This window comes from Streptococcus orisasini, from assembly GCF_001431045.1.
Classification (GTDB): domain Bacteria; phylum Bacillota; class Bacilli; order Lactobacillales; family Streptococcaceae; genus Streptococcus; species Streptococcus orisasini.
On record NZ_BCLE01000038.1, the window covers coordinates 19503 to 40547 of the forward strand.

Sequence of the window (21045 nt, forward strand, 5' to 3'; positions counted from 1 at the left end):
ACTTTCGACCGCCCATGTAATTAACCTGCCTGAGCCTATTGAAAATAAAAAACAAGACAGCCAAGTGATTTTCTAACCACTTGACTGTCTTGTTCCCGACAAATGATATCAGCTTAAACGACTGATAGCTTATCTACTATGTTTGTTTTAAGGTTTTCTTTAAAAGTCGCAACAGAAGACTGTCTTAAGCTTTATTGCTCTGTTGGCGCGAAATACTGCCCAAATATTGGCACCAGGTTTGTCTGGCTCCGTTTTCTAAAAGGCTGAGGGCAATCTTTTCCGCGCTTTCTTTACTTTTAGCCAAAGCTATCAAGCAGCCTCCGCGGCCGCCGCCGGTTAATTTTGCTCCTAAGGCACCAGCCTGCCGTGCTACCTGGCTCAAGCGGTCTAAAGTCGCATTGGAAACAGTGAGCGAAGCTAAAAGCTGCTGGGCTTCATTCATAATTTTTCCCAGTTCTTGCGCTTGATTGTTTAAAAGGGCTTCCTTGGCTAATCTGGACAGTTCCCCTAGTTCTTTGATTGACAATTGAGCATTAAAACGATTTTTTTCTTGTTTTAAAAGTTCCTTGACAGACTGGATGGCTTTTAAGGTTTGGCCAGTCTGGCCAGTATCGGCAACTACCAAATAAGCATCCATGTCAATTCTTAACTGCTCAATCGGCTGATCTCTGACAAAAAAAACAGGAGAGCTGCCACTGGTTGTCACCGTATCAATGCCAGAAGGGTTGCCGTGTGCAATTTTTTCTGAGGATTGAACAATCTCCCAAAGTTCCTTATCGCTTAGCTTCTTACCATAAAAATTGAAAAGGCTTCTGGCGATAGCAACTGCCACAGCAGCACTTGAGCCCATACCGCGCTCTGCAGGAATAGTAGAGTGAATATCAATATGAACAGCTGGATCTTGAGGTGCTCCAATACGATAGAGGGAAAAACGAATAGCGTGTTTGAGGCTTTCCAAAATTTCAGGCATCTTGTGAACAAGACCATCGTAAAATTCGCAGGTAACTGTCAGCGCTTCGCCTTCCGCTTTGACTTCTGCAACTGTTTCAACCGCAGAAAAAGGCAGAGCAATTGCTGGTTCTCCGTAAACAACCGCATGCTCTCCCATTAAAATAATTTTCCCAGAAGCTTTTCCCAAAGCTACTTTTTCTTCAATAATGACTTTTCTTTTTTCTTCTAATTGAGAATTAATCATATTCTTATTATATCACTTTTCGTAAACTCGCCCAATGTAAAATATTTTTTTGATGTGAATAAAGCTGTGCTTGATGCTACAGCATGGAAAAACCCCTCTTAGAAAGAGATGATGGTAGACATCTTATCATCGAGGAGTTTTTCTGTTAATGGTAATCTTTAACTTTTTGCTAAGCTTTCTTTATTGACAGCATTCCTTAATAGCAGTTTCAGCTGCGATACGGCCAAAAGTAAAGATATCAGCCAAGGCATTACCGCCCAATCGATTACCTGCGTGAATACCTCCCGAAACCTCTCCTGCTGCATAAAGCGCGGGAATCTTACTGCCATCTTCTTTTATAACGTGCGCTGCAGTATCAATCTTCAGACCGCCCATAGTGTGATGGGTAGCCGGTTTACGTGGGGTTGCGTAGAATGGTGCTTTTTCAACCTTGAGATCAAAGGCTCCCTTATCAAATTCAGGATCGTAGCCGGCATCGACATAGGAATTGTACTTAGTGATAGTGTCCACAAAGGTTGCGGGATCTACACCAATTTGCTCTGCCAATTCTTCCAAGGTATCGGCACGGAAGAGAGTTCCTGCTGCCACTTGCTCTTCGATTTTTTCATTACTGGTATTCATAGCAGTTGCTTTGATATTTTCATCGGCAATCAGGTAGAAGAGACCACCGTTATCAATGGCAGCTTTGGAAAGTGTGTCACGGCTGCCATACTCGTCTACAAAACGTTTACCTTCTTGATTGACCATCACAAAGTTTGCCGGTGGAACTTGTAAACCGGAGAAAATAGCACCTGTATTAGGATCAGACACTGGCATCATTTGTGTGAAGCCCATATCAACAAGAGCAGCACCAACACTTTGTCCCAAACGAATACCATCACCTGTTATAGCTGGTGAATTGGTCGTTTGAATGTCATCATCAATATTGCTCCAATAGGTATTGTACTTCTGCAACATCTTAGTATTGGCGCCAAAACCGCCGGAAGCTAGAATTACAGCTTGGGCGTTGACAGTAATAGTTTGTCCATTGCGCCCCTTGGCAAGCACACCCTTAATAAGCCCCTTTTCCAAAATAAAATCTGTCACCGCAGTATCGGTTAAAATAGTACCGCCGTTTTTATGAACATAAACCTCTAAAGCTGCAATAAAAGCATAACCCATTGGCTGTTTAGGTTTGTGAGAACGGCGCCATAGAGCACCTACTGGCATGCTAACTTCAGAGCGGTCAAAATCAACACCAAGATCTGCTAACCAATGTACGGAATCAAGATCATTCTCTGTTAACACTTTAACAAGGTCATAATTACCATAAGCTTCATAACCATTGAGGTCTGTCCGTTTACCGCCAAGATAAGTTTGAATGCGATGGAGGACATTAGAATCAAATAAATAACTTGGATCTTTCAAGTAGTCGGTTATCTGCCGCTTTAATTCTCGAAAATCTGCTAAATATTCTGGTGCAATGCTTGCTTCATCTGTTTTAATTAACTCAGAAAGATTATGAGCTTCTCCAGGATTAGCAGGGAAAGTCTTTTGCCATTCAGGATCTGCTGCATTTAACAAACCTCCAGAACGTACCGTATTACCGCCAACAGCAGGAAACTTTTCAAGCACTATCACCTGCTTGCCCTCTTGCAAGACCCGCGCTGCAGCTGCTAAACCAGCTCCGCCTCCACCTACGACAACCACATCTGTCTCATAAGTCTTATCTTCATGGTCAAGGGCTGATGGTGCTTTTGGCCGACTGCGAAGAGCGTCTGGATTGGCACCTGCCATTCTCACCGCACGGGCAACCCCGTCAAGTACGCCGTTGCTGGTCACTGAAGCCCCTGAAATAGCATCAACATTAAGTGTCTGTCCTTCAATGATTTCGCTTGGAATACGGGTAAAGACGATATCTGCAATCCCGCCTGTTTCTCCTGAAGAGTCAATATCAATTGTTACAATACGGTCTTCTGATAGAGTAACTGCCATTGGCAAATCGCCATTGTGACCTACGGTTGTCACTTGGTAGGTTCCAGGTTCAAAATGTACCTCTTCTGGCTCATTGAGCTGATTAGCAATTTCCGCAAAACGCAGGAATTTAAAGAAGCAAGAATCCAAGAAATCAATTGTTCCCTGAGCCTTGATATCCCCATTTTCATCAAAGGCTTGATGGGCACGGCCAAGCAAGAATTCACTGCCCGGCATAACAGTCGCATTGACACCCGGAGCATCAAGAATCTGACGCAAGTGCAACTGAGCACGTGACGATCCTTGCACATCGTAGGAAGCCCCCACAATCATCACAGGCTTGCCATCCAGCGGGTGAATAGTGAAAGACAGCCATTCCAAGAGACTGTTGAGGCTTGATGGGATGGTATGGTTGTGCTCAGGTGTTGCAATGATGACCCCATCAGCCTCACTAATTTTCGTATTGAAATCTTGGATTATCGGTGAATTGGTTTGGTCATCTGTTTCGTTGAACATGGGGACATCCGTGATTTCCATGATGTCAATATCTGCCTTTTTAGCAAAATGTTTTTGCATGAACTGCAGCAAGGTGCGGTTATAGGATTTCTTGGCATTGGTTCCGACAATAGCAACTAATTTCATTCTATTCACCTACTTCCCAAGCGAATGCTTTTTTGCGATCTGTATCAGCCTGTTTGACGATTTCCTGCGTGATGGTCACAAAGTCTTGAAATTCTGCAAAATGGTCTTCCAGCTCTGCTACTTTCTCAGGATTATTGAGGTTTCCTTCATCGTCCAAGACTTGTTCCGAGTGGCCGAGGAAAAATTCACTTCCTGGCATGACACGCGCCTTTAGCTCTGGAGCATCCAAGATTTGGCGTAAATGCGCTTGGGCACGGGATGTTCCAAGGGCACCCAGCGAACAGCCCACAATCATGGTCGGTTTATTAATCAAAACCCGGCTGGTATAGGCAATCCATTCCAAAGCACTGGCCAGCGGCGCTGGGATGGTATGATCATACTCGGGCGTTGCGATGATAACCCCATCCGCGGTAGCAATTTTTTCAGAAAAGGCTGCCACACTTGCCGGAGCCGTCTTATCTTCTGGTTCATTGAAGGCTGGCAAATCTTTGATTTCAAGCACTTCAATGTCTGCCTTGTTCTCAAAGTGTTTGGCCATGAATGTCAATAATTTTCGATTGGTTGAACGATCAGAATTGGTTCCGATGATGCCGACTAATTTCATATGTGTCACCTCTTTCTCATTTTGATTTCATTCAAATTCAATATAGCACTCTTAATTTTTAAAAGCAAGCGTTTACATGATAATCAAAAACCTTTTTCAGCCAGCAAAAACCAAAACTTTTATTAGCTTAAACATCAAAAATGAACCCTTGATTTTTCAAGGGTTCAAATCTAAAATCAGGCAATTCGCTGCAGCTTGATAAAAGAGGGAGTCTTTTTAAAGATCCAGAGCACCGCCGTTGCTTGCAATGACTTTTTTCATCCATTGATAAGACTTTTTAGGGCTACGTTTGAGACTGCCTTGGCCTTTATCGTCCATATCAACATAGATAAAGCCATAACGTTTTTTCATCTCACCCGTTGAAAGAGAAACAAGGTCAATCGGACCCCACATCGTATAGCCTATACAAGCCACACCATCAATATTGATGGCATCTACCATGGCACGCAGATGGTCTCGCAGATAGGCAATCCGATAATCATCTTCTACATAGCCATTTTCATCCGCCTGATCAACTGCTCCCAGCCCATTTTCAACGATAAAGAGCGGCTTTTGAATGCGGTCGTAAATCTCATTCATGACATGACGAAGGCCCAAGGGATCAACTGCCCAGCCCCATGGCGTTTCCTCTAAATAGGGATTGGCTGAGCCTCCGACATTGAACCAATCATCGCCTGCCTGAGTCGTGTTAGAACGATAGTAACTAAAGGAAATAAAATCCAGCTGCCCTTCCCGCAAAATTTCCTCATCTCCTTTAGCCATCTGAATAGTTTTGACACCGTGTCTTCGCCAGATATCCTTAGCATAGGAATGATAGTAACCGCGGCCCATGGTATCAATGAAATACCAGTTTTCACGCCGTTCCTGCAGACGCTGAAAGACATCCTCAGGCTTACAGGTAGCAGCGTAGAGCTCGCTCATGGCATACATGGCACCGAATTGGCTATTCGGCATCATTTCATGCCCTAGCTTAACAGCTTTGGCACTAGCTACAAACATATGATGTGCTGCTTGATAGCGATCCTGACCGGTCGAATTTCTGGTGCCGCAGGGGCCAAAGCCTCGCACGGCATTGATTTCATTAAAGGTCAGCCAATAACGGCAGCGATCCCCATAGCGCTCAAACAGCACTCGGCAGTATTTGACATAAGCATCAATCAAGTGCCGGGAAGACCAGCCGTCATATTTTAGAGCTAAATTCATAGGCATCTCATCATGGCAAATCGTAATCAAAGGCTCCATCTGGTACTTGGCCATTTCATCAATGACCCGGTCATAAAACTTTAGGCCTTCCTCATTGGGAAATTCTTCTTCTCCAGTAGGAAAAATGCGGCTCCAGCAAATAGAAAACCGAAAGACATTGAAGCCCATGCCAGCCATTAAGGCGATGTCTTCTTTATAGTGATGGTAAAAATCTACAGCCTTGTGGCTAGGATAGTATTCATCATCCAAGAAGACTGGTCTGGCTTTGGGAGGTACCGGATCGGCATAGAAGAAAGAACTTCTAGGCCTAATGATAGAGCCATCAGGCATTTTCATCGTATGATGACGGGGTTGCTCTGCTGAACCATCCGTTTCATAATCGTGAGATAGAAGACCACGGCCGCCTTCGCCAAAACCGCCTTCAAATTGAAAGTCTGCCGTAGCACCGCCCCACAAGAATCCTTCTGGTAATTGATAAGTCATAAATCTTCTCCTAAAGTACTGTTCCTGATTTTACTTTTCCTTCATGTTTGAGGGCAATATCCTTGCCCTTGTTATCGGTAATAATCGTCATTGTGGTTATATCATAACCTTTTTGCACTAAGGCCTCACGGTCAATTTTAACAATTGGCTGGCCGGCTCTGACCAAATCCCCTTGTTTCGCAAGGACATCAAATCCTTGACCTTTTAACTCAACCGTATTAATTCCAATATGGACAAGAATTTCCACGCCATCTGTTCGTGTCAGCCCAAAAGCATGGCCGGTCGGAAAAACAGTTGTTAATTTTCCGTTTGCAGGGGCAACGATAAAGTCGCTTTCTGGACTGACAGCCACACCATCTCCCATCATTTTTGATGAAAAGACTTCATCGGCTACAGCTTCAAGCGGCAGCAGATGACCGTCTGCAGCTGCTACAATAGCATCATCTGCTATTTCAACCTTGACAGGCTCTGTAACTTCTTCCAATTCTTTATTGTCAATACCTAAAACAAAGGCAACGACTGCTGCAACAGCAATGGATACTAAGATGCCGACTGCAGCAGCTAGGGCTGTTTCCTTAAAAATCGGCAGGGCCAAAATATTCGAATAACCCATAACATAAGCCCGAACGCCGAGGAGACTAGCTACAAGACTACCAGCAAAACCGCCAGCCATAACGGCATACATTGGTTTTTTGTATTTCAGATTAACCCCGTAAATAGCTGGCTCTGTAACACCGGCAACAATACAGCCGATGGCAATAGACAAGTACTCGCTGCGTTTCACTTTATCTTTGGTCCGCGCTGTTACGCCCAAAACGGCTCCGCCTTCAGCCATATTGTGCATTAAGAAAGCCGGCCGCAGCATGGAATCATAACCCGGATCAGAAATCAGCTGAGGCATAAAAGGTGTGATGGCGGTATGCATGCCAGCCATAACCATCCACGGAAGAGCCGCTGCCAATAAGCCCACCGCCAAGGCACCGACCGTTCCATCCAGCCACATAAAGAGCGCGGCAATTCCTCGGCCAATGTAGTTTCCCAAAGGGCCTAAAATGAGAAAGCCTAAACTGCCAGCAATAAAAATGGTGCCCATCCCAACAAAAACAGCCTTAAAAATAGTCGGAATCACTTTATTCAACAGCTTTTCCGCATAATAGGCCACGATTGCAATCAGTACAGCAGGCAGCAGGGTTGTTCCATAAGAGAGCAGATTGACTGGCAGGCCAAACAAACTAATAGGCTTTGCGGCCGTTACCAAAGCTGTAAAATTCCCATGCAACAAGGATGCTGCTGCAGCCATAGCGTAAATCTGAGTTCCACCAAGTTTAGTTGCTGCCCCATAAGCTACAAAAATAGGCATAAAATAAAAGGGCGCATCCGCAATAGCCGAAAGCAACTGATAGCTAGGAGTTTTTGCATAACCTGCACTGATAAAGGTAACCACCAGCAAAAGTGCTACTTTGAGCATACCGCCAGCGATCAGCCCCGGAATCATGGGCGTTACTGTGCTGGAAATAAAGCCGATTATTTTATTTAGAATATTTCCCCAAGTCAAGGGTTCCTTTTGTTTCAAATCGTCGTCCAAATTTTCATCAACTACTCCGCCAGCCTTAATGTCAAAGTCACGAAGAATGGCATCATAGACAGGAAGAAGATTTTCTCCTAAAATGACCATATACTGACCGCCAGCATAGACCACTCCGATAACGCCATCCAATGCTTCTAAAGCTTTCTTATCAGCTTTCATGGCATCTTTGAGATTAAATCTCAGACGGGTCATGCAGTGTGACAGTATCTCAACATTGTCCGCGCCGCCTACGTTCAAAACGATGTCTTGAGCTAGTTTCTTATAATCCATAGCATCCCCCTTTGATAAAATTATCAAAAAATTTTGTTATTTTTTACAGAAATTATACGACCTTTTGAAAGCGGTGTCAATCTCTTTTGACAATTTTTTTACTATATTTTGACAATCTTTTCGCTTTTGATTACAATATTATATTAGGTAAAAGCTATGAATTTTTTAGAAAACATTGAACAGCACAAATCCGATTATTCCAAGACCGAATGGAAGGTCTATCAGTACGTCACCAAAAACATCGAAACGTTAGAAACCTTTACCATTACTAAAATTGCTGAATTATCACACACGTCGACCTCTGCTGTTCTGAGATTCTGTCAGACCTTGGGCTATAAAGGCTTTAAAGATTTCCGCTATGCGGCTATTGATTATCTCCATCATCGCTACAAGCGAGACTCTGCCGATATTTTGGATCAGATGACCGATAATTATACCAGTCTTATCAACCAGATTCGCAATCTCAACCGCGATGATATTAATCGTCTGACTCAAGCGATTTTGACACCCGAGAAGCTGCATATCTTTGGTATTTATTTGTCTTCTCTGCCGGCTAAATACCTGCATATGGGACTGCAAAACATCGGTATTGCCAGCCATTTTGCAGGCGATTTAAACAGCGGCTCCCATCTGACCAACATCATCAGCGAAGAGGACACACTAATTATGTTTTCAGTAACAGGCAGCATCTCCAACTATAAAAAAGCCCTGTCAGCTCTGCAGAACAATATGCCCAAGAATTCCTACTTGATTACTCTCAATGAAAAAGCCACATCTGCCAAATATTTCGGGCACACCATCGTTCTTCCCGGAAGCGTCTTCAGCCAGCAGTCCATTGTCGATATCCAGTCTGTGGCCATTATTTTTGTGGAAATCCTTCTCAATTTAATTCATGAGAAACTAGGATAATTGAAATAAAACTGCCAAGGAGTCGTTGAACTCACATCCCTTGCGTAAATACAGAAATAAAAAAGAGATTAGCAGCCGCAAATCAGTAAATTACAGCTGCTAGTCTCTTTTACTTTTCAAATTCAAAATACAAAGTCACAAATTTTGCATGCTTTAATGCAGGCAGTGTGACGGTATTGTTTGATATAGGCAAACTAGTTTTTTCATCTTCTTTTAAATCAACCAGCTGTGCTAGCTTCAAGGGTTTGTTGAAGTGAACAGCTATTTCTTCATTCTGATGATAACTTCCATTATAGAAGCGGCTGATGAGCCCTTCCTTGTCTTCAGCATGCTTCACAGTGCTTAAAACAGCCTTCCCACTAGCATTAAACAAGGAATAGGACAAGGGAAGTGTTTTTTCAACATCAAACTGAGTAAACCGAAGTCTCGTATTCAAATACTCCGCGCATTGGTACAGCTCAGCTCCCTTTAAGTAGTCTGTGACTTTCTGTGCCAGCCCATACTGAGAGAGCCTTCCTTGATAATAGATAAGCGAAAAATCAAAGGTCATTATCTTGTGTAGCTGAGCAGCTGGTGTTGCTACTGTTGTCTCACCTGATGCTCTTCCAGGCCGATAAAGAAGGTTTTCCTTTCCCATAAAACCATAGGTTCTAAACAGAGTCAAGCGAATGGTATTAAAGTCATCACCAATAATTTCATATTCTCTGACAGCCTTGGGAATAACAGCTAGGCCGCGTTTTTCATTCTCCAAAGCGACAAAGCTTTGACAGGTTTCAATAGTAATCGGAAGCTCATTCCATAGCTCTTGTTCTTTTTTCCATAATTCCATCTCCTTTTTACGGACAACTGGCCGCCTCAAAACTCCAAACTGCTGATCGGCATAGGAAAAATTAGAAGCTATGGCCGCATCAAACAAAACACACAATCTGTGACTGTCCGATCCTCGATTATCCACCTCGCATTGCCAGTCAATAAAAGGACTTCCTTTCTTTAATTGAATCCGCAAGGTTACTGGGAAAAGCTGGCTTTGCTGTCCTTGAGCTCTTTCTTGCAAATTTTTAGGAATCCGCATAGAATACTGAAGCTCAATAGAATTGATGATCTCTGATTTTTTGACAGTAACAGTTGGTTTAAAATCGCAAGAACGTACGAGAAGATCCTCTCTCGGTGGAGAATAGTTGAAAGAATCGCCATCATCCCCATTTTCTTCCAAAATTCCTTGGTTTCTGTACCAACGGTTTAACTTTTTATCTAAAATATCAACTGTATTTTGAGTGTTTACTTGAATGCGGTAAAAATCATTTTCGATTACTCTGTCAGAAAAAAACTCTTGGTGCTGATGAGTACAGCCTTGTAAATTGATATGAAACTGCTGATAACCCATAGCCTCCAAATCATGCAATTCAACAGCAGCTCTTACTTTATAGACTTTTTTAGGTTTAAACTGCTTTTTGCAAGGATCCAAAATATTTCCCTGCCCCAAGATATAATCAGTCTGATCCTGAGCCTCTAAAATAGTATAAGAACAAGGTCTACCTTTGCCATCTTCAATTGAAAAGTCTAACTGCGGTACATATAAGACCGTTTCAAAAACTCCCGATTTTTTAGAGGTAGCTGTGTTAAAAGCCGTAATCGTTATTGCCTTGTCATTATTAATGTGAGTGGCAATTTCTCTCATTTTTAATTCTGCCAGATTTTCAGCCAGTTCCTGTGCTTGTTTATAGCGAAAGTAAACATCTTCGTTAGTTTTATCAGAAACGCAGGAGCCGATAGAATCATGAGCCGCATTTTCAAACATTAATTTCCAAATGTTCTTAACAACTTCTGCCGGATAATCAAAACCCAGACTGTAAGCAATTGTCAAAATAGGCTCCAGTGTGTTAACCAGATAGTGCTGAACCTGAGTATTTAATTGCTTTAAGTCTGATTTGGAAGAAAAAATAGACTTATGCACTCGCATTAATTTGCCATTTAATAATTCTCCTGCAATCTCTTCTAGTTTAGGATGCTGAGTTTTGATGCTTTTGACATAGCGCTCAAAGGTAGAAATTTCTAGTTCAAATTCATCATAATCTTGATTGATTCTCTCGACAAGCTCTGCTAGATTTTCTCTTGGCGGTGCCTGGTCAAAACCATTTGGAAATAAAAGCTGATCAGTCGTGCTGCGCTTCCAAACTTTCTTGAAGGGTTCTTCTTTTAAAAATTTAGAAAGAACGGCCTCATCTTCAGGAATTTCCCCGCCAATATAATAGCCAGCAGGTATTTGATAGACATTGACAACACTGCCGTCTTCACCTCGCCACCTGTATTCTGTATGCTCAACAGCATCATCACTGACACCACGCCAAAAAAGCGTGTCTTCCATTCCAAATTCCCGATAAATTTGTGGCATGGCTGCTGATTGCCCAAAAGAATCCGGCACATAAGCCAGTTTCATATAGCCTCCAAACTCATTACTTAAAGCCATTCCGTATTGGAGATTTCGAACAATGCTTTCGCCGGAGATAACCATTTGGTCTGTCTGTGTATACCAAGGACCAATAATTAACTTCCCTTCTTTAACTAATTTTTCAATTCTCTTTTTATCTTTTGGTTTAAAGGCGAGATAATCATCTAACAAGGAAGCCTGTCCGTCCAAAACAAAATAAGGATAACCCTCATCTTTCTCCAAAAGCTCCAAAACTTTTTGAAGATTATGCATTAAATATATTTTTGAGCGGCTGCTTGTAAAATACCACTCTCGATCCCAATGTGTATGGGGAACAACGTGTACTTTTTTGACCATGGTATTCTCCTTCCTTTCAAAAAATGAGGTCAGACCTATCTTTAACACCCAACCTCATTTTTATCTAGCTACAGTATTTTAATTATGATTCAAAACTGATTTCAACATCATCAAGACTGATATCGTCAGACTTAGCAGCTGCTTTAAAGTTTACAATAAGCGGGGCGACCAAACCAATAAAGGCGGCCCCTGCAAACATGCCGATGAGATAAGCCCAGCCATTGCCTACAGTAATAAAACCATAAATTCCGCCGACTGGAGGCATTTTTGCATGCATGCCCAGAGCGATACCAAGACCTGATGCAATAGCTCCGCCCAGTATATTAACAGGAACTAATTTCAAGCTGACCATGGTAAAAGGAATAGCTCCTTCTGTAATTCCTATAAAGCCCATCACCCAATTGTTGCGTGAGGCATCCAGCAATTCTTCACTCAGCTTATCTTTATGAAACACAGATACAAAAGCATAACCCAAAGGTACGGCACAAATAGCTGCATTGACAATAACAGCTGGCAAATAGATTTTTTCGGCAAGAAGGACATTGCCTGCCATCCAAGCCGCTTTATTAATCGGCCCTCCTAGATCTGTCCCAATCATAGCTCCCATAGTCATAGCAAGAAGCACCTTGTTAACATCATTTTTAATCATTCCCTGAATCCAGGCCACCAAACTGGTATTAATCCAGCCTAAAGGCCCAGCTAGAACAACTCCCATTACAATAGCCACGGCAAAAGTTGCAAAGAAAGGAAACACAATTAAGGGGAGAACGCTGCTGTATTTCTCAGGAACTTTAACAGTTTTTTTGCACCAAACTACGACATAACCGGCAATAAATCCAGCAATCATGGCACCAAGAAAACCAGCATTAGAGTTAGTAGCCAAGGCTCCACCAATCAAACCGGCACCGATAGCCGCCTTATCACCAATAGAATAAGCAATAAATCCAGCCAGCACGGTATTTAACAAACCGATACCTGTCCAGCCAACCTGTTCTGTCAAATAAAGATAGTGCTCAAAACCAGCCGTTTTAGCAAAGGCATCTAAACTAGTCTGCCCCATCATTAAACCAATCAATTTGGGTACTGCAATAACAAGCGAAGCACCAATAATCAAAGGTAAAGCATAACTAATGCCTGTCATTAGATGACCTTTGGCACTGTTTAAAAATTTCTTCATTGAAAAAACTCCTTTCTACATTATGATTGCTGCTTCACAGCCTGCACACATTTTTGCAAAACAGCTTCTGGAGCCTTGATGCAGGTGGCAATGTTAACTCTAATCTGTTTCTTGCCGGCAAATCGTTCCTGATCAATAATTTTTTGGTCAGTGGCTAAAAGAACAAATGCTGCTTCCTTGATTTCTTGATCTGTCAGCTTATGAACCTGCCCGAGGGAACCCTGCTGTTCAATCCTAACGTCGTGCCCCATCTGAACTCCAGCTTTTTCTAAAGCTTTAGCAGCCATAGGAGTATGAGCAAGTCCAGCAGGACAGGATGTAATGCCTACAATTTTCATGTTAATATTCTCCTTTCATTGCCTTTGTAATGATTTCTTTTAATTGCTTACTATCTTTGGTATTTTTAATGGCAGCTGTAAAATCGCCCTCCATTAAAGAAGTTGCAATTTTACTAATCATTTCTAAATGATTCCTTCCTTCAAATTCAGAAGGAACCAATAAAGCAAACACATTTGCTACTGGCTGCTCATCAAAAGTCTCCCAACTGATTGGATGACGCAGTTTCAAAAAGATAACTGCAGGCTGATAGATAAAATCGCCCTTAGCATGAGGAATGGCAAATGAGTCCTGAAGACCAGTAGACACCTCCTCTTCACGTTTCAAAAAAGCCTCTACCAACTGTTCGCTTTTATTGATAAGCTTATTGACCTTTGCATAATGAGCAATGTATTGAAACAAGGATAATTTATCAGAAACATCTACATCGAGCAGAATATTTTTTGTGTCAAAGTCCATCGTAAACCCCTTTCTTCTTGCTTGCACTACTACTATAGCATTGGAAACTGGCGGTGTCACTAACGCTAATTTCCACTTTAAAAATGAAATGTTGGGAGAATTTTTCCCAACTTTCAGTCAGTGGCTCTGGAAAATTTTTAAAATTTTTGAAGGACTGTTCTGTGTTAAAATAAAAGTACTGAACAATAGGAGGCAGGTATGGCTCAGCTTGATTTTCAACGGTTAGATGACTTACTCAATTATATGATAATACAAACCAGTCCTGTTACACTTGAGAGTCTCAGCCAATCTTTTAAGGTCTCTGGCCGAACCCTGAGAACAGATATCAAGGCAATAAACAGTTCTATTGTCCCAAACGGAGCTGAAATTATCCTCATCAGAAAAAAAGGCTATATTCTTACCTATAGCAACAAAGAAAAATTTAATGATTTTTGGGAAAATGCTCATTCTGGAACCTTTTTATTCACTTCTGCCAAATCCAGAATCCAATACCTGCTGCGGCTATTCTTAACTACCGACCGCTTTATCAGCCAAAAATACCTGCTGACAGTCTTATTTGTCAGTCAAAATACCCTCTATAATGATTTTCGAACCTTAAAAACAATACTTGGTGCCTATCATTTAAAAATCGTCAACAAGAGCAATCTAGGCTATATCTTATCAGGAGATGAACAGTCTATTCGTTTGGCTATTAATAATCTTATTTTTCAAGAACCCTTAACAGACTTTATCACCGCTACTAATATGGTGGAAAAAGATATCTGTCTCAATATCAATTACAAACAATTTTCAGAACTTTTTCATAGTTCTTTCACCAAGCTGGTTCAGCTTGATTCAGATTATTTTCATCGAAATGCCTTTGTCAGTATCTTGCTGGCTCTTAGCCGAATTAAAGATGGTCATCTTATTTCTGACTTCCAGCAGACTGTATCGCTCATCCCTCAGGCACAAAAGGAAATCCAAAACTTCATCAAGAGTGCTGAACAAACATTCCACATCAAAGTGCCTAAAGATGAAAGACAATATTTAATCTATATTTTATCGGAGAATTTTCCCCATATTATTGACTCTGCCATCACTTTGTCTGATGCCAGTCTTGTTAACAGCATTGTCCAAGCCCTGCTTTCTGATTTATATACAACTACAGGGGCTTCCTGGGTATTGGATGAAAACCTTAAAAGAAATTTAAAGGATCATATAAAACGGCTGCTCAGTATCCATACTATCAACAGCAGCCGAACAAATCCCATCCTTGAAGCCATCAAAAATAACTTTCCTTATCCTTTTGAACTGGCTGTTTCAACCATGCAGAAAATTGAAAAGAAGTTTCACATCTCATTCACAGAAGATGAAATTTCTTATATTGCTCTTTATTTAGCCAGCGCCATTGAAAACAGCTGCAATAGTTACAGTATTTCTCTAGCAATTATCTGCGGAACTGGCAAAATCCTAAGTTCTATTATTGAAAGCAAAATCAAAAAACGCTTCCCCAATACCTTTTCAGAAATTAAAAAGCTGTCTTATCGCGAGTTTGAACATTTAAGCAATAAAAAGGCTTTTCATGTCATTGTTTCTACCGTTCCTATCAAAAATCAGCTGCAAAAACCTATCATTTTCATTGATATGAATCACCTTGATGACGCTCTTTTGCAGATAGAAAACAAACTAAGCACTGTAAAAAGAGACAACAGTACAATGAATCTTTTTCGCCCCTCTCATTTCATGCTGGTTAAAGAAAAAATATCAAGAGAAACTCTTCTTAAAAGGATAGCCGAAATTTTACAGAGTCAAGGATTTGTGACAGAAAACTTTCTGGCAGATGTATTGGCGCGTGAAAACATCTCAAGCACTGTCATTAATGAAATCATTGCCTTACCTCACCCAATCGGAGACAGTGTCAATCAAAGTGCCATATTTTCTATCATCGCTCCTAAAGGCATTAAATGGAACCACTCCGCTAAAGTAAAATTTATCTTTTTGCTGGCTATCAAAGCCAAAGACCTTGAAAATATCCAGCACATCTATGACAGCCTTTTAGACTTTGTTTCCTCAGAAAAAAAGCAGGACTCCCTGTTAAAGAATCCTAGCTATAAAACATTAATCGAAATTATCTCAGGACAACAGACTGATCCAAAAAATGAATACTAAAAAAGAGGATGAGAAGACTTGATGATGGTTAAATTCATCATCAAGCCTTCTCATTTTCCTCTTAATGAAGTTTGTTTCATTATTTTTATAAACAACTGTTATTATTTACTTTCTTCCTGACTCTCCTTTAAAGGTAACTGTCATAGTTGTCCCTTGGCCTTGGATGCTTTGGACGGTGATGGTAGCATCGTGGATTTGCAGGGCATGCTTGACGATGGAAAGGCCTAGGCCAGTGCCTCCGACTTTTTTCGAACGGCTCTTGTCCACTCTGTAAAAGCGCTCAAAAATACGCTCTTGTTCATTGTCATCAATTCCAATGCCTGTGTCTCTGACCTCTAAAACGACCGTATCCTGCTGCGGCTTCACACTGACGAAGACTTCACCATGCTCCCGATTGTACTTAATAGCATTGTCGCAAAGATTGTAAATAACCGAATGAAGCAGAGCCGGATTGCCTCTTACTAAGGCCGTCTGTCCTGATAAATTCAAAGATACTTTCTTTTGGGTCGCTCTGGATGAGAGGGTGTCCAGTACATTTTTTGTCACTTGATACAGATCAACAGTTTCCATCTTCACTTGAGAAGACTCATCTAAATGCGATAGATTAATAATGTCTTCAACCAGCTGAATCATGCGCTGTGACTCAATGTAGATTTTTTCCGAAAACTGCCGTACATCCTGACTGGAGACCAAATCATTAGTCATCATTTCAGAATAACCGGCAATCAGGTGCAAAGGAGTTTTTAGCTCATGGGAGACGTTTGCTGTAAATTCCCGCCGCATATTTTCTGCCTGCAGCTGTTCAGTAACATCAAACAGCAAAATCATGACCCCAGTCACCTTGCTATCTGCAGTAATCGGCCGTATCAGCACACGGTAGTTATCCTTGCCAAAAGTAAGCAAGCCTTCTTTTTTCTTGCCTGTCAGACCTTCTTCTAAAAGCTGGTTGAGTACAATATCACGGGTTATTTCTAAAATATCCTTGCCCAGACAGCTCTTATCTGTCTGAAAAAGCTGCATGGCTGCTGCGTTAATGCTGATAATAGAGCGCTTTTCGTCTAGCAGAATCATGCCTTCTCTGATTTTAGAGATAATGGTGTCAAATTCTTGTTTTCTTCTTGTCAGCAGGTCATCTTGCTTTTGCAGTTCTTTTTGGTGCCGATCAATGCGTCTTAGAAGCGGTGATATCTCTTCGTAAACATCATTAGCCAACGGCTCCTCCAAATTCAAGCGATTGAGAGGTAAGACAAGTTTTTTGGCTGTGTATCTGGCTACAAGAATTGAGAGCACTACCGCTAGGACTACAATCAGAACCAGCGGCTGCAGCATGCCCAGCAGTAAGAGAAGAATGCTGCGCTGGGTGACCGACAAACGGACAATTGTTCCATTATCCAATCTTTGAGCAACATAGAGCGAACGCTGTGTCAGAGTGGATGAATAGCGTGTGCTTTCACCATAACCGTCCTTCAAGGCCTCCTTGATTTCTTCGCGATTGCCGTGGTTGCTCATTTTAGCTGGATTCGACTTGGTGTCATGGAGAACCTTCCCCCTGTTATCTACCCAGGTGATGCGAACATTGGAGGTCTTCAGACTGTCAAAATAATCTTCTCCGTCCAGAGAAATCCCTTGAGCTGCCAATGCAGTCTGCGTCTGCAGCTGTTCCGTCTCAACTTCTGTAAAATAGCGATAGAGCACTCCCATTATTAAAATCAAAGAAGACAGAACAACACCAATATTGGCTAAAAAAATCGCCCGAAATAGTTTTTTAGTCATGCGGCTCCTCCATTCGATAGCCAACTCCGCGCACAGTATGGATGTATTCTCCGCAAGGACCCAGCTTTGTCCGCAGAGTGCCAATATGGACATCCACTGTTCGCGTTTCAATCAAAAAGTTATCGCTCCACACTTTATCCAAAAGCTCCTGACGGGTAAAAACACGGCTGGGATGGCGCATAAGTGTCGCCAGTAATTCAAATTCCTTGAGCGTCAAATCAATCCTTTTACCGTTTCGTGTCACTGTGTAATTGCTCGGATTGAGCCTCAGCTGACCAAAGATAAGCTCTTCTTCTTTTTGGGCGCTGCCGCTGCGACGCAGTACTGCCTTAATACGGGATACCATCTCCATCATGCCAAAAGGCTTGACCAGATAATCATCTGCTCCCAGATCTAAGCCCTTAACCTTGTCATATTCCGTTCCTTTAGCTGTTGCCATGATGACAGGAATTTGAGAGCTCCTGATATCTGCGCGCAGCTTTTTTAGAATACTGATCCCATCTTCCTCAGGCAGCATAATATCTAAAAGAATGAGCTCAGGCTGCTCTTTATTGACCACCTGCCAGAAAGACCTGCTGTCAGGAAATCCCTGAGCTTCAAAACCTGTAGTACGCAGGGTATATAGCATCAACTCACGAATATCATCGTTATCTTCAATGCAAAATATCATGTTGCTTCTCCATCTAACTGCCCCGTGATTGAAAAAAGTACCCACTTGGCAATATTAACTGTATGGTCTCCGATTCGCTCAATATATTTTGAAACCATCAAGACATCAATGGCATATTCTCCGTCGGCATCTGCCTCGGTAAAATATGTAATCAGCCCTGCTTTTATTGTATCAAATTGTTGGTCAACGTGGCTGTCTTTAATAATAACTTCTTGTGCCAGCGCTTCATCATCACGAACAAAAGCATCAATACTGTCTGTTACCATCTGAACAACAAAACGTGCCATTTCTTGGAGATGCTGGACCTCTTTCTGATCAGATTTAATATGCTTTAAGGCGATAATACTAGCAATCTCAGCTGACTGAGATCCAATGCGCTTCATGTCATAAATCATTTTAAGAGCAGCTGATATCCGCCGTAAGTCTTTAGCTACCGGCTGCTGGCGAAGCAGGAGCTTTAAGCACTGTGACTCAATATCTCTTTCCAGCTGATCAGTCTGACTGGCAATTTCACTGACATTGTTAACCAGATAAAATTCATCGTCTTCTAAAATATCAAGAGATTTGGAAATGGCTTCTTCGCAAAGAGCCCCCATTAAGATTAAATCCTTATTTAACTCATTAAGCTGATTTTCGAATTTTGAACGCATCAACCAAACCTCCCTGTAATATATTCTTCCGTCCGTTTATCCTGCGGCAGTGAAAAGAGCTGACTGGTCTTATTGTATTCAATCACTTCTCCCAGGAGGAAAAAGGCTGTTTTGTCAGAAATACGAACCGCCTGCTGCATGTTGTGAGTAACCATGACAATGGTGTATTTTTTCTTAAGCTCTGTTACTAGATCTTCGATTTTAGCAGTAGAAATCGGGTCTAGAGCACTGGTTGGCTCATCCATTAACAGTACATCTGGCTCAATCGCCAATGCTCTGGCGATACAGAGACGCTGCTGCTGACCGCCGGACATCCCAAGAGCTGACTTGGTCAACCGATCCTTCACTTCATCCCAAATGGCAGCATTCTTTAAAGAACGCTCAACGATTTCATCCAGCTGGGCTTTAGCATGAATACCATGCGTCCGCGGGCCAAAAGCAATATTATCATAGATGCTCATGGGGAAAGGATTGGGTTTTTGAAAAACCATGCCGACTTTTTTACGTAAAACATTGATGTCAATATCGCGGTAAACATCTTGCTTATCAAGCAGCACATCGCCGGTGATTCTGCAGTTTTTAACAAGATCATTCATGCGGTTGAGACTCTTTAAAAGGGTTGACTTCCCGCAGCCTGACGGTCCGATAAAGGCTGTTATTTCATGCTCTTCAATAGCCAGATTGACATCTTTTAAGGCATGAAAATCCCCGTAATACAAATCCAAATGATTGATGGCTAATTTACTCATTGCCTGTCTCACTTCCTAATTTTCTTGCAATTGTCTCCGATAAGAGATTGATTATAATCACCAGCACCAGCAAGACAACTGCTGTCGCATAGGTTTGGTTAATATACAGTCCTTCTCCCGAAATGGCATACATGTGCACTGCCAGGGTTCTGGAAGAGCGAAAGAGGCTCTTTGCGACCTCTGCTACTGTTCCTGCCGTAAAGATAAGGGCAGCTGACTCACCGACAATTCTCCCGATAGCCAGAATAACTCCCGAAAAAATACCTGGCATGGCACTAGGCAGCACGATATGAAAAATTGTACGCAGCTTTCCAGCACCAAGAGCAAAACTGCCTTCACGATAGCTGTCAGGCACAGATAAGAGTGCTTCTTCTGTCGTACGCATAATCAAAGGTAAAATCATGATGCTCAGAGTCACTGATCCAGACAGGAGCGACAAGCCAAAATGCGCATATTTCACAAATAACAGCGCCCCGAAGAGACCGTAAATGATGGAAGGAATCCCCGAAAGGGTCTCTGTTGCAATACGGATGACAGAAACAAAAGGATTTTCCCACTTAGCATATTCTGTCAAATAAATAGATGCTCCGATACCGATAGGAACTGCCAAAATCAAGGACAAGACCGTGATAAAGACCGTGTTTACAAGAGCTGGCAGCAGGGAGACATTCTCACTGGTATAGTTAACTTCAAACAGTTTAGGACTAAGATTGGGAATCCCCTTGATTAAGATATAGGCCACAATAAAGATAATAGCTATAAAAGTAAGAACAGCAGCACCATATACCAGCAAGAATAAAAAAAGAGAGACAGGATCCTGCTTATAGGATTTTAATTTCTGCTGAAAATTTCTTTGATTAATATTTTTCATGACTAATCCTCTTTATGAAGCAAGGAGAAACTGATATTAATAATAAGGACAAAAATAAACAAGATAACCGCTGTCCCAATTAGAGCTTCTCTGTGCAGACCGCTTGAATAGCCCATTTCCATAACGATATTAGTGGTTAAGGTGCGAATGCCCGATGTCAGAGAATCAGGCAGGACAGCCTGATTGCCAGCAACCATAATAACAGCCATCGTTTCACCAATCGCGCGGCCAATCCCTAAAATAACAGCCGCCAGAATTCCCCGTTTAGCCGCTGGCAAGACGGCGAAAAAGACACTGCGCTCATGCGAGGCTCCCAAGGCCAGTCCGCCTTCATAATAGCTATTGGGCACCGCTCGGATAGCCGACTCAGAAACACTGATAATAGTTGGTAAAATCATCAAGCCCAGCAAAACCGATGCCGTCAAAACACCCATGCCAAATCCGCCAACATGTTCTCTAACAAAAGGCACTAGAACCACGAGACCAAAAAAGCCATAAACAACAGAAGGAATTCCAGCCATCAGATTAATCGCACTGCGCAAGGGTCTGTAAATTTTTTCCGGACAAAACCTAGCCATAT

The 21045-nt window shown here is 42.0% G+C and carries 17 protein-coding genes; 2 read left to right on the forward strand and 15 right to left on the reverse strand.

Annotation, left to right across the window (positions count from 1 at the left end; translation table 11 throughout):
• Positions 1–184: 184 nt before the first annotated feature.
• The 5 genes from mvk to SCSH_RS08195 form a co-directional block, all read right to left on the reverse strand.
• Positions 185–1195, reverse strand: coding sequence for a mevalonate kinase (mvk, locus tag SCSH_RS08175; RefSeq protein ID WP_057491398.1), 1011 nt, complete (start codon positions 1193–1195; stop codon positions 185–187).
• Between the two features lie 180 nt (positions 1196–1375).
• Entirely contained in the window at positions 1376–3790 is a 2415-nt protein-coding gene (locus SCSH_RS08180; RefSeq protein ID WP_057491399.1) for a flavocytochrome c, read from the reverse strand.
• Position 3791: 1 nt separating this feature from the next.
• Positions 3792–4394 (reverse strand): NADPH-dependent FMN reductase, encoded by a 603-nt coding sequence (locus SCSH_RS08185; protein WP_057491400.1) that lies wholly within the window; start codon positions 4392–4394, stop codon positions 3792–3794.
• A gap of 216 nt (positions 4395–4610) precedes the next feature.
• On the reverse strand, positions 4611–6080 hold the full coding sequence (locus SCSH_RS08190) for a glycoside hydrolase family 1 protein (protein WP_057491401.1): 1470 nt from the start codon (positions 6078–6080) through the stop codon (positions 4611–4613).
• 10 nt (positions 6081–6090) lie between these two features.
• On the reverse strand, positions 6091–7938 hold the full coding sequence (locus tag SCSH_RS08195) for a glucose PTS transporter subunit IIA (RefSeq protein WP_057491402.1): 1848 nt from the start codon (positions 7936–7938) through the stop codon (positions 6091–6093).
• A 156-nt stretch (positions 7939–8094) separates the two neighbouring features.
• Between SCSH_RS08195 and SCSH_RS08200 the strand changes: the two genes are divergently transcribed.
• Positions 8095–8847 carry a MurR/RpiR family transcriptional regulator gene (locus tag SCSH_RS08200; RefSeq protein WP_057491403.1) on the forward strand — a complete coding sequence of 251 codons (753 nt, stop codon included), beginning with the start codon at positions 8095–8097 and terminating at the stop codon, positions 8845–8847.
• A gap of 109 nt (positions 8848–8956) precedes the next feature.
• On the opposite strand, the gene mngB is transcribed toward SCSH_RS08200, so the two are convergent.
• From mngB to SCSH_RS08220, 4 genes are all read right to left on the reverse strand, one after another.
• Positions 8957–11632 carry a mannosylglycerate hydrolase gene (gene mngB / locus SCSH_RS08205; protein WP_057491404.1) on the reverse strand — a complete coding sequence of 892 codons (2676 nt, stop codon included), beginning with the start codon at positions 11630–11632 and terminating at the stop codon, positions 8957–8959.
• Positions 11633–11714: 82 nt separating this feature from the next.
• A complete protein-coding gene (locus tag SCSH_RS08210; protein ID WP_057491405.1) occupies positions 11715–12809 on the reverse strand; it encodes a PTS fructose transporter subunit IIC in 1095 nt (364 codons plus the stop codon).
• 20 nt (positions 12810–12829) lie between these two features.
• The gene (locus tag SCSH_RS08215) at positions 12830–13147 is read right to left on the reverse strand and encodes a PTS fructose transporter subunit IIB (RefSeq protein WP_057491406.1); all 318 of its coding nucleotides are present in this window, start codon (positions 13145–13147) and stop codon (positions 12830–12832) included.
• A 1-nt stretch (position 13148) separates the two neighbouring features.
• Positions 13149–13604 (reverse strand): PTS sugar transporter subunit IIA, encoded by a 456-nt coding sequence (locus SCSH_RS08220; RefSeq protein WP_057491407.1) that lies wholly within the window; start codon positions 13602–13604, stop codon positions 13149–13151.
• A gap of 198 nt (positions 13605–13802) precedes the next feature.
• On the opposite strand from SCSH_RS08220, the gene SCSH_RS08225 reads away from it, so the two are divergent.
• Positions 13803–15752, forward strand: coding sequence for a BglG family transcription antiterminator (locus SCSH_RS08225; RefSeq protein WP_057491408.1), 1950 nt, complete (start codon positions 13803–13805; stop codon positions 15750–15752).
• A gap of 105 nt (positions 15753–15857) precedes the next feature.
• Here SCSH_RS08225 and SCSH_RS08230 read toward each other — a convergent pair whose 3' ends face one another.
• The 6 genes from SCSH_RS08230 to pstC form a co-directional block, all read right to left on the reverse strand.
• A complete protein-coding gene (locus SCSH_RS08230) occupies positions 15858–17525 on the reverse strand; it encodes a sensor histidine kinase (RefSeq protein WP_057491409.1) in 1668 nt (555 codons plus the stop codon).
• Complete coding sequence (locus SCSH_RS08235) at positions 17518–18195, reverse strand: winged helix-turn-helix domain-containing protein (protein ID WP_057491410.1); 678 nt, start codon at positions 18193–18195, stop codon at positions 17518–17520. Before SCSH_RS08235 ends, SCSH_RS08230 begins: the two co-directional genes overlap by 8 nt.
• Positions 18192–18848, reverse strand: a complete 657-nt coding sequence (gene phoU, locus SCSH_RS08240; protein ID WP_057491411.1) for a phosphate signaling complex protein PhoU — start codon at positions 18846–18848, stop codon at positions 18192–18194. Before phoU ends, SCSH_RS08235 begins: the two co-directional genes overlap by 4 nt.
• Positions 18845–19594 (reverse strand): phosphate ABC transporter ATP-binding protein PstB, encoded by a 750-nt coding sequence (gene pstB, locus SCSH_RS08245; protein ID WP_057491412.1) that lies wholly within the window; start codon positions 19592–19594, stop codon positions 18845–18847. The genes phoU and pstB overlap by 4 nt, the downstream gene beginning before the upstream one ends.
• Positions 19587–20465 (reverse strand): phosphate ABC transporter permease PstA, encoded by an 879-nt coding sequence (pstA, locus tag SCSH_RS08250; protein WP_057491413.1) that lies wholly within the window; start codon positions 20463–20465, stop codon positions 19587–19589. Before pstA ends, pstB begins: the two co-directional genes overlap by 8 nt.
• 2 nt (positions 20466–20467) lie before the next feature.
• On the reverse strand, positions 20468–21045 hold a 578-nt coding region (gene pstC, locus SCSH_RS08255), incomplete at its 5' end, for a phosphate ABC transporter permease subunit PstC (RefSeq protein ID WP_057491414.1).

Coding starts and splice junctions, on each gene's coding strand:
- mvk (WP_057491398.1), bottom strand. CDS start 1,195: ATGATTAATTCTCAATTAGAAGAAAAAAGAAAAGTCATTATTGAAGAA.
- SCSH_RS08180 (WP_057491399.1), bottom strand. CDS start 3,790: ATGAAATTAGTTGCTATTGTCGGAACCAATGCCAAGAAATCCTATAAC.
- SCSH_RS08185 (WP_057491400.1), bottom strand. CDS start 4,394: ATGAAATTAGTCGGCATCATCGGAACCAATTCTGATCGTTCAACCAAT.
- SCSH_RS08190 (WP_057491401.1), bottom strand. CDS start 6,080: ATGACTTATCAATTACCAGAAGGATTCTTGTGGGGCGGTGCTACGGCA.
- SCSH_RS08195 (WP_057491402.1), bottom strand. CDS start 7,938: ATGGATTATAAGAAACTAGCTCAAGACATCGTTTTGAACGTAGGCGGC.
- SCSH_RS08200 (WP_057491403.1), top strand. CDS start 8,095: ATGAATTTTTTAGAAAACATTGAACAGCACAAATCCGATTATTCCAAG.
- mngB (WP_057491404.1), bottom strand. CDS start 11,632: ATGGTCAAAAAAGTACACGTTGTTCCCCATACACATTGGGATCGAGAG.
- SCSH_RS08210 (WP_057491405.1), bottom strand. CDS start 12,809: ATGAAGAAATTTTTAAACAGTGCCAAAGGTCATCTAATGACAGGCATT.
- SCSH_RS08215 (WP_057491406.1), bottom strand. CDS start 13,147: ATGAAAATTGTAGGCATTACATCCTGTCCTGCTGGACTTGCTCATACT.
- SCSH_RS08220 (WP_057491407.1), bottom strand. CDS start 13,604: ATGGACTTTGACACAAAAAATATTCTGCTCGATGTAGATGTTTCTGAT.
- SCSH_RS08225 (WP_057491408.1), top strand. CDS start 13,803: ATGGCTCAGCTTGATTTTCAACGGTTAGATGACTTACTCAATTATATG.
- SCSH_RS08230 (WP_057491409.1), bottom strand. CDS start 17,525: ATGACTAAAAAACTATTTCGGGCGATTTTTTTAGCCAATATTGGTGTT.
- SCSH_RS08235 (WP_057491410.1), bottom strand. CDS start 18,195: ATGATATTTTGCATTGAAGATAACGATGATATTCGTGAGTTGATGCTA.
- pstB (WP_057491412.1), bottom strand. CDS start 19,594: ATGAGTAAATTAGCCATCAATCATTTGGATTTGTATTACGGGGATTTT.
- pstA (WP_057491413.1), bottom strand. CDS start 20,465: ATGAAAAATATTAATCAAAGAAATTTTCAGCAGAAATTAAAATCCTAT.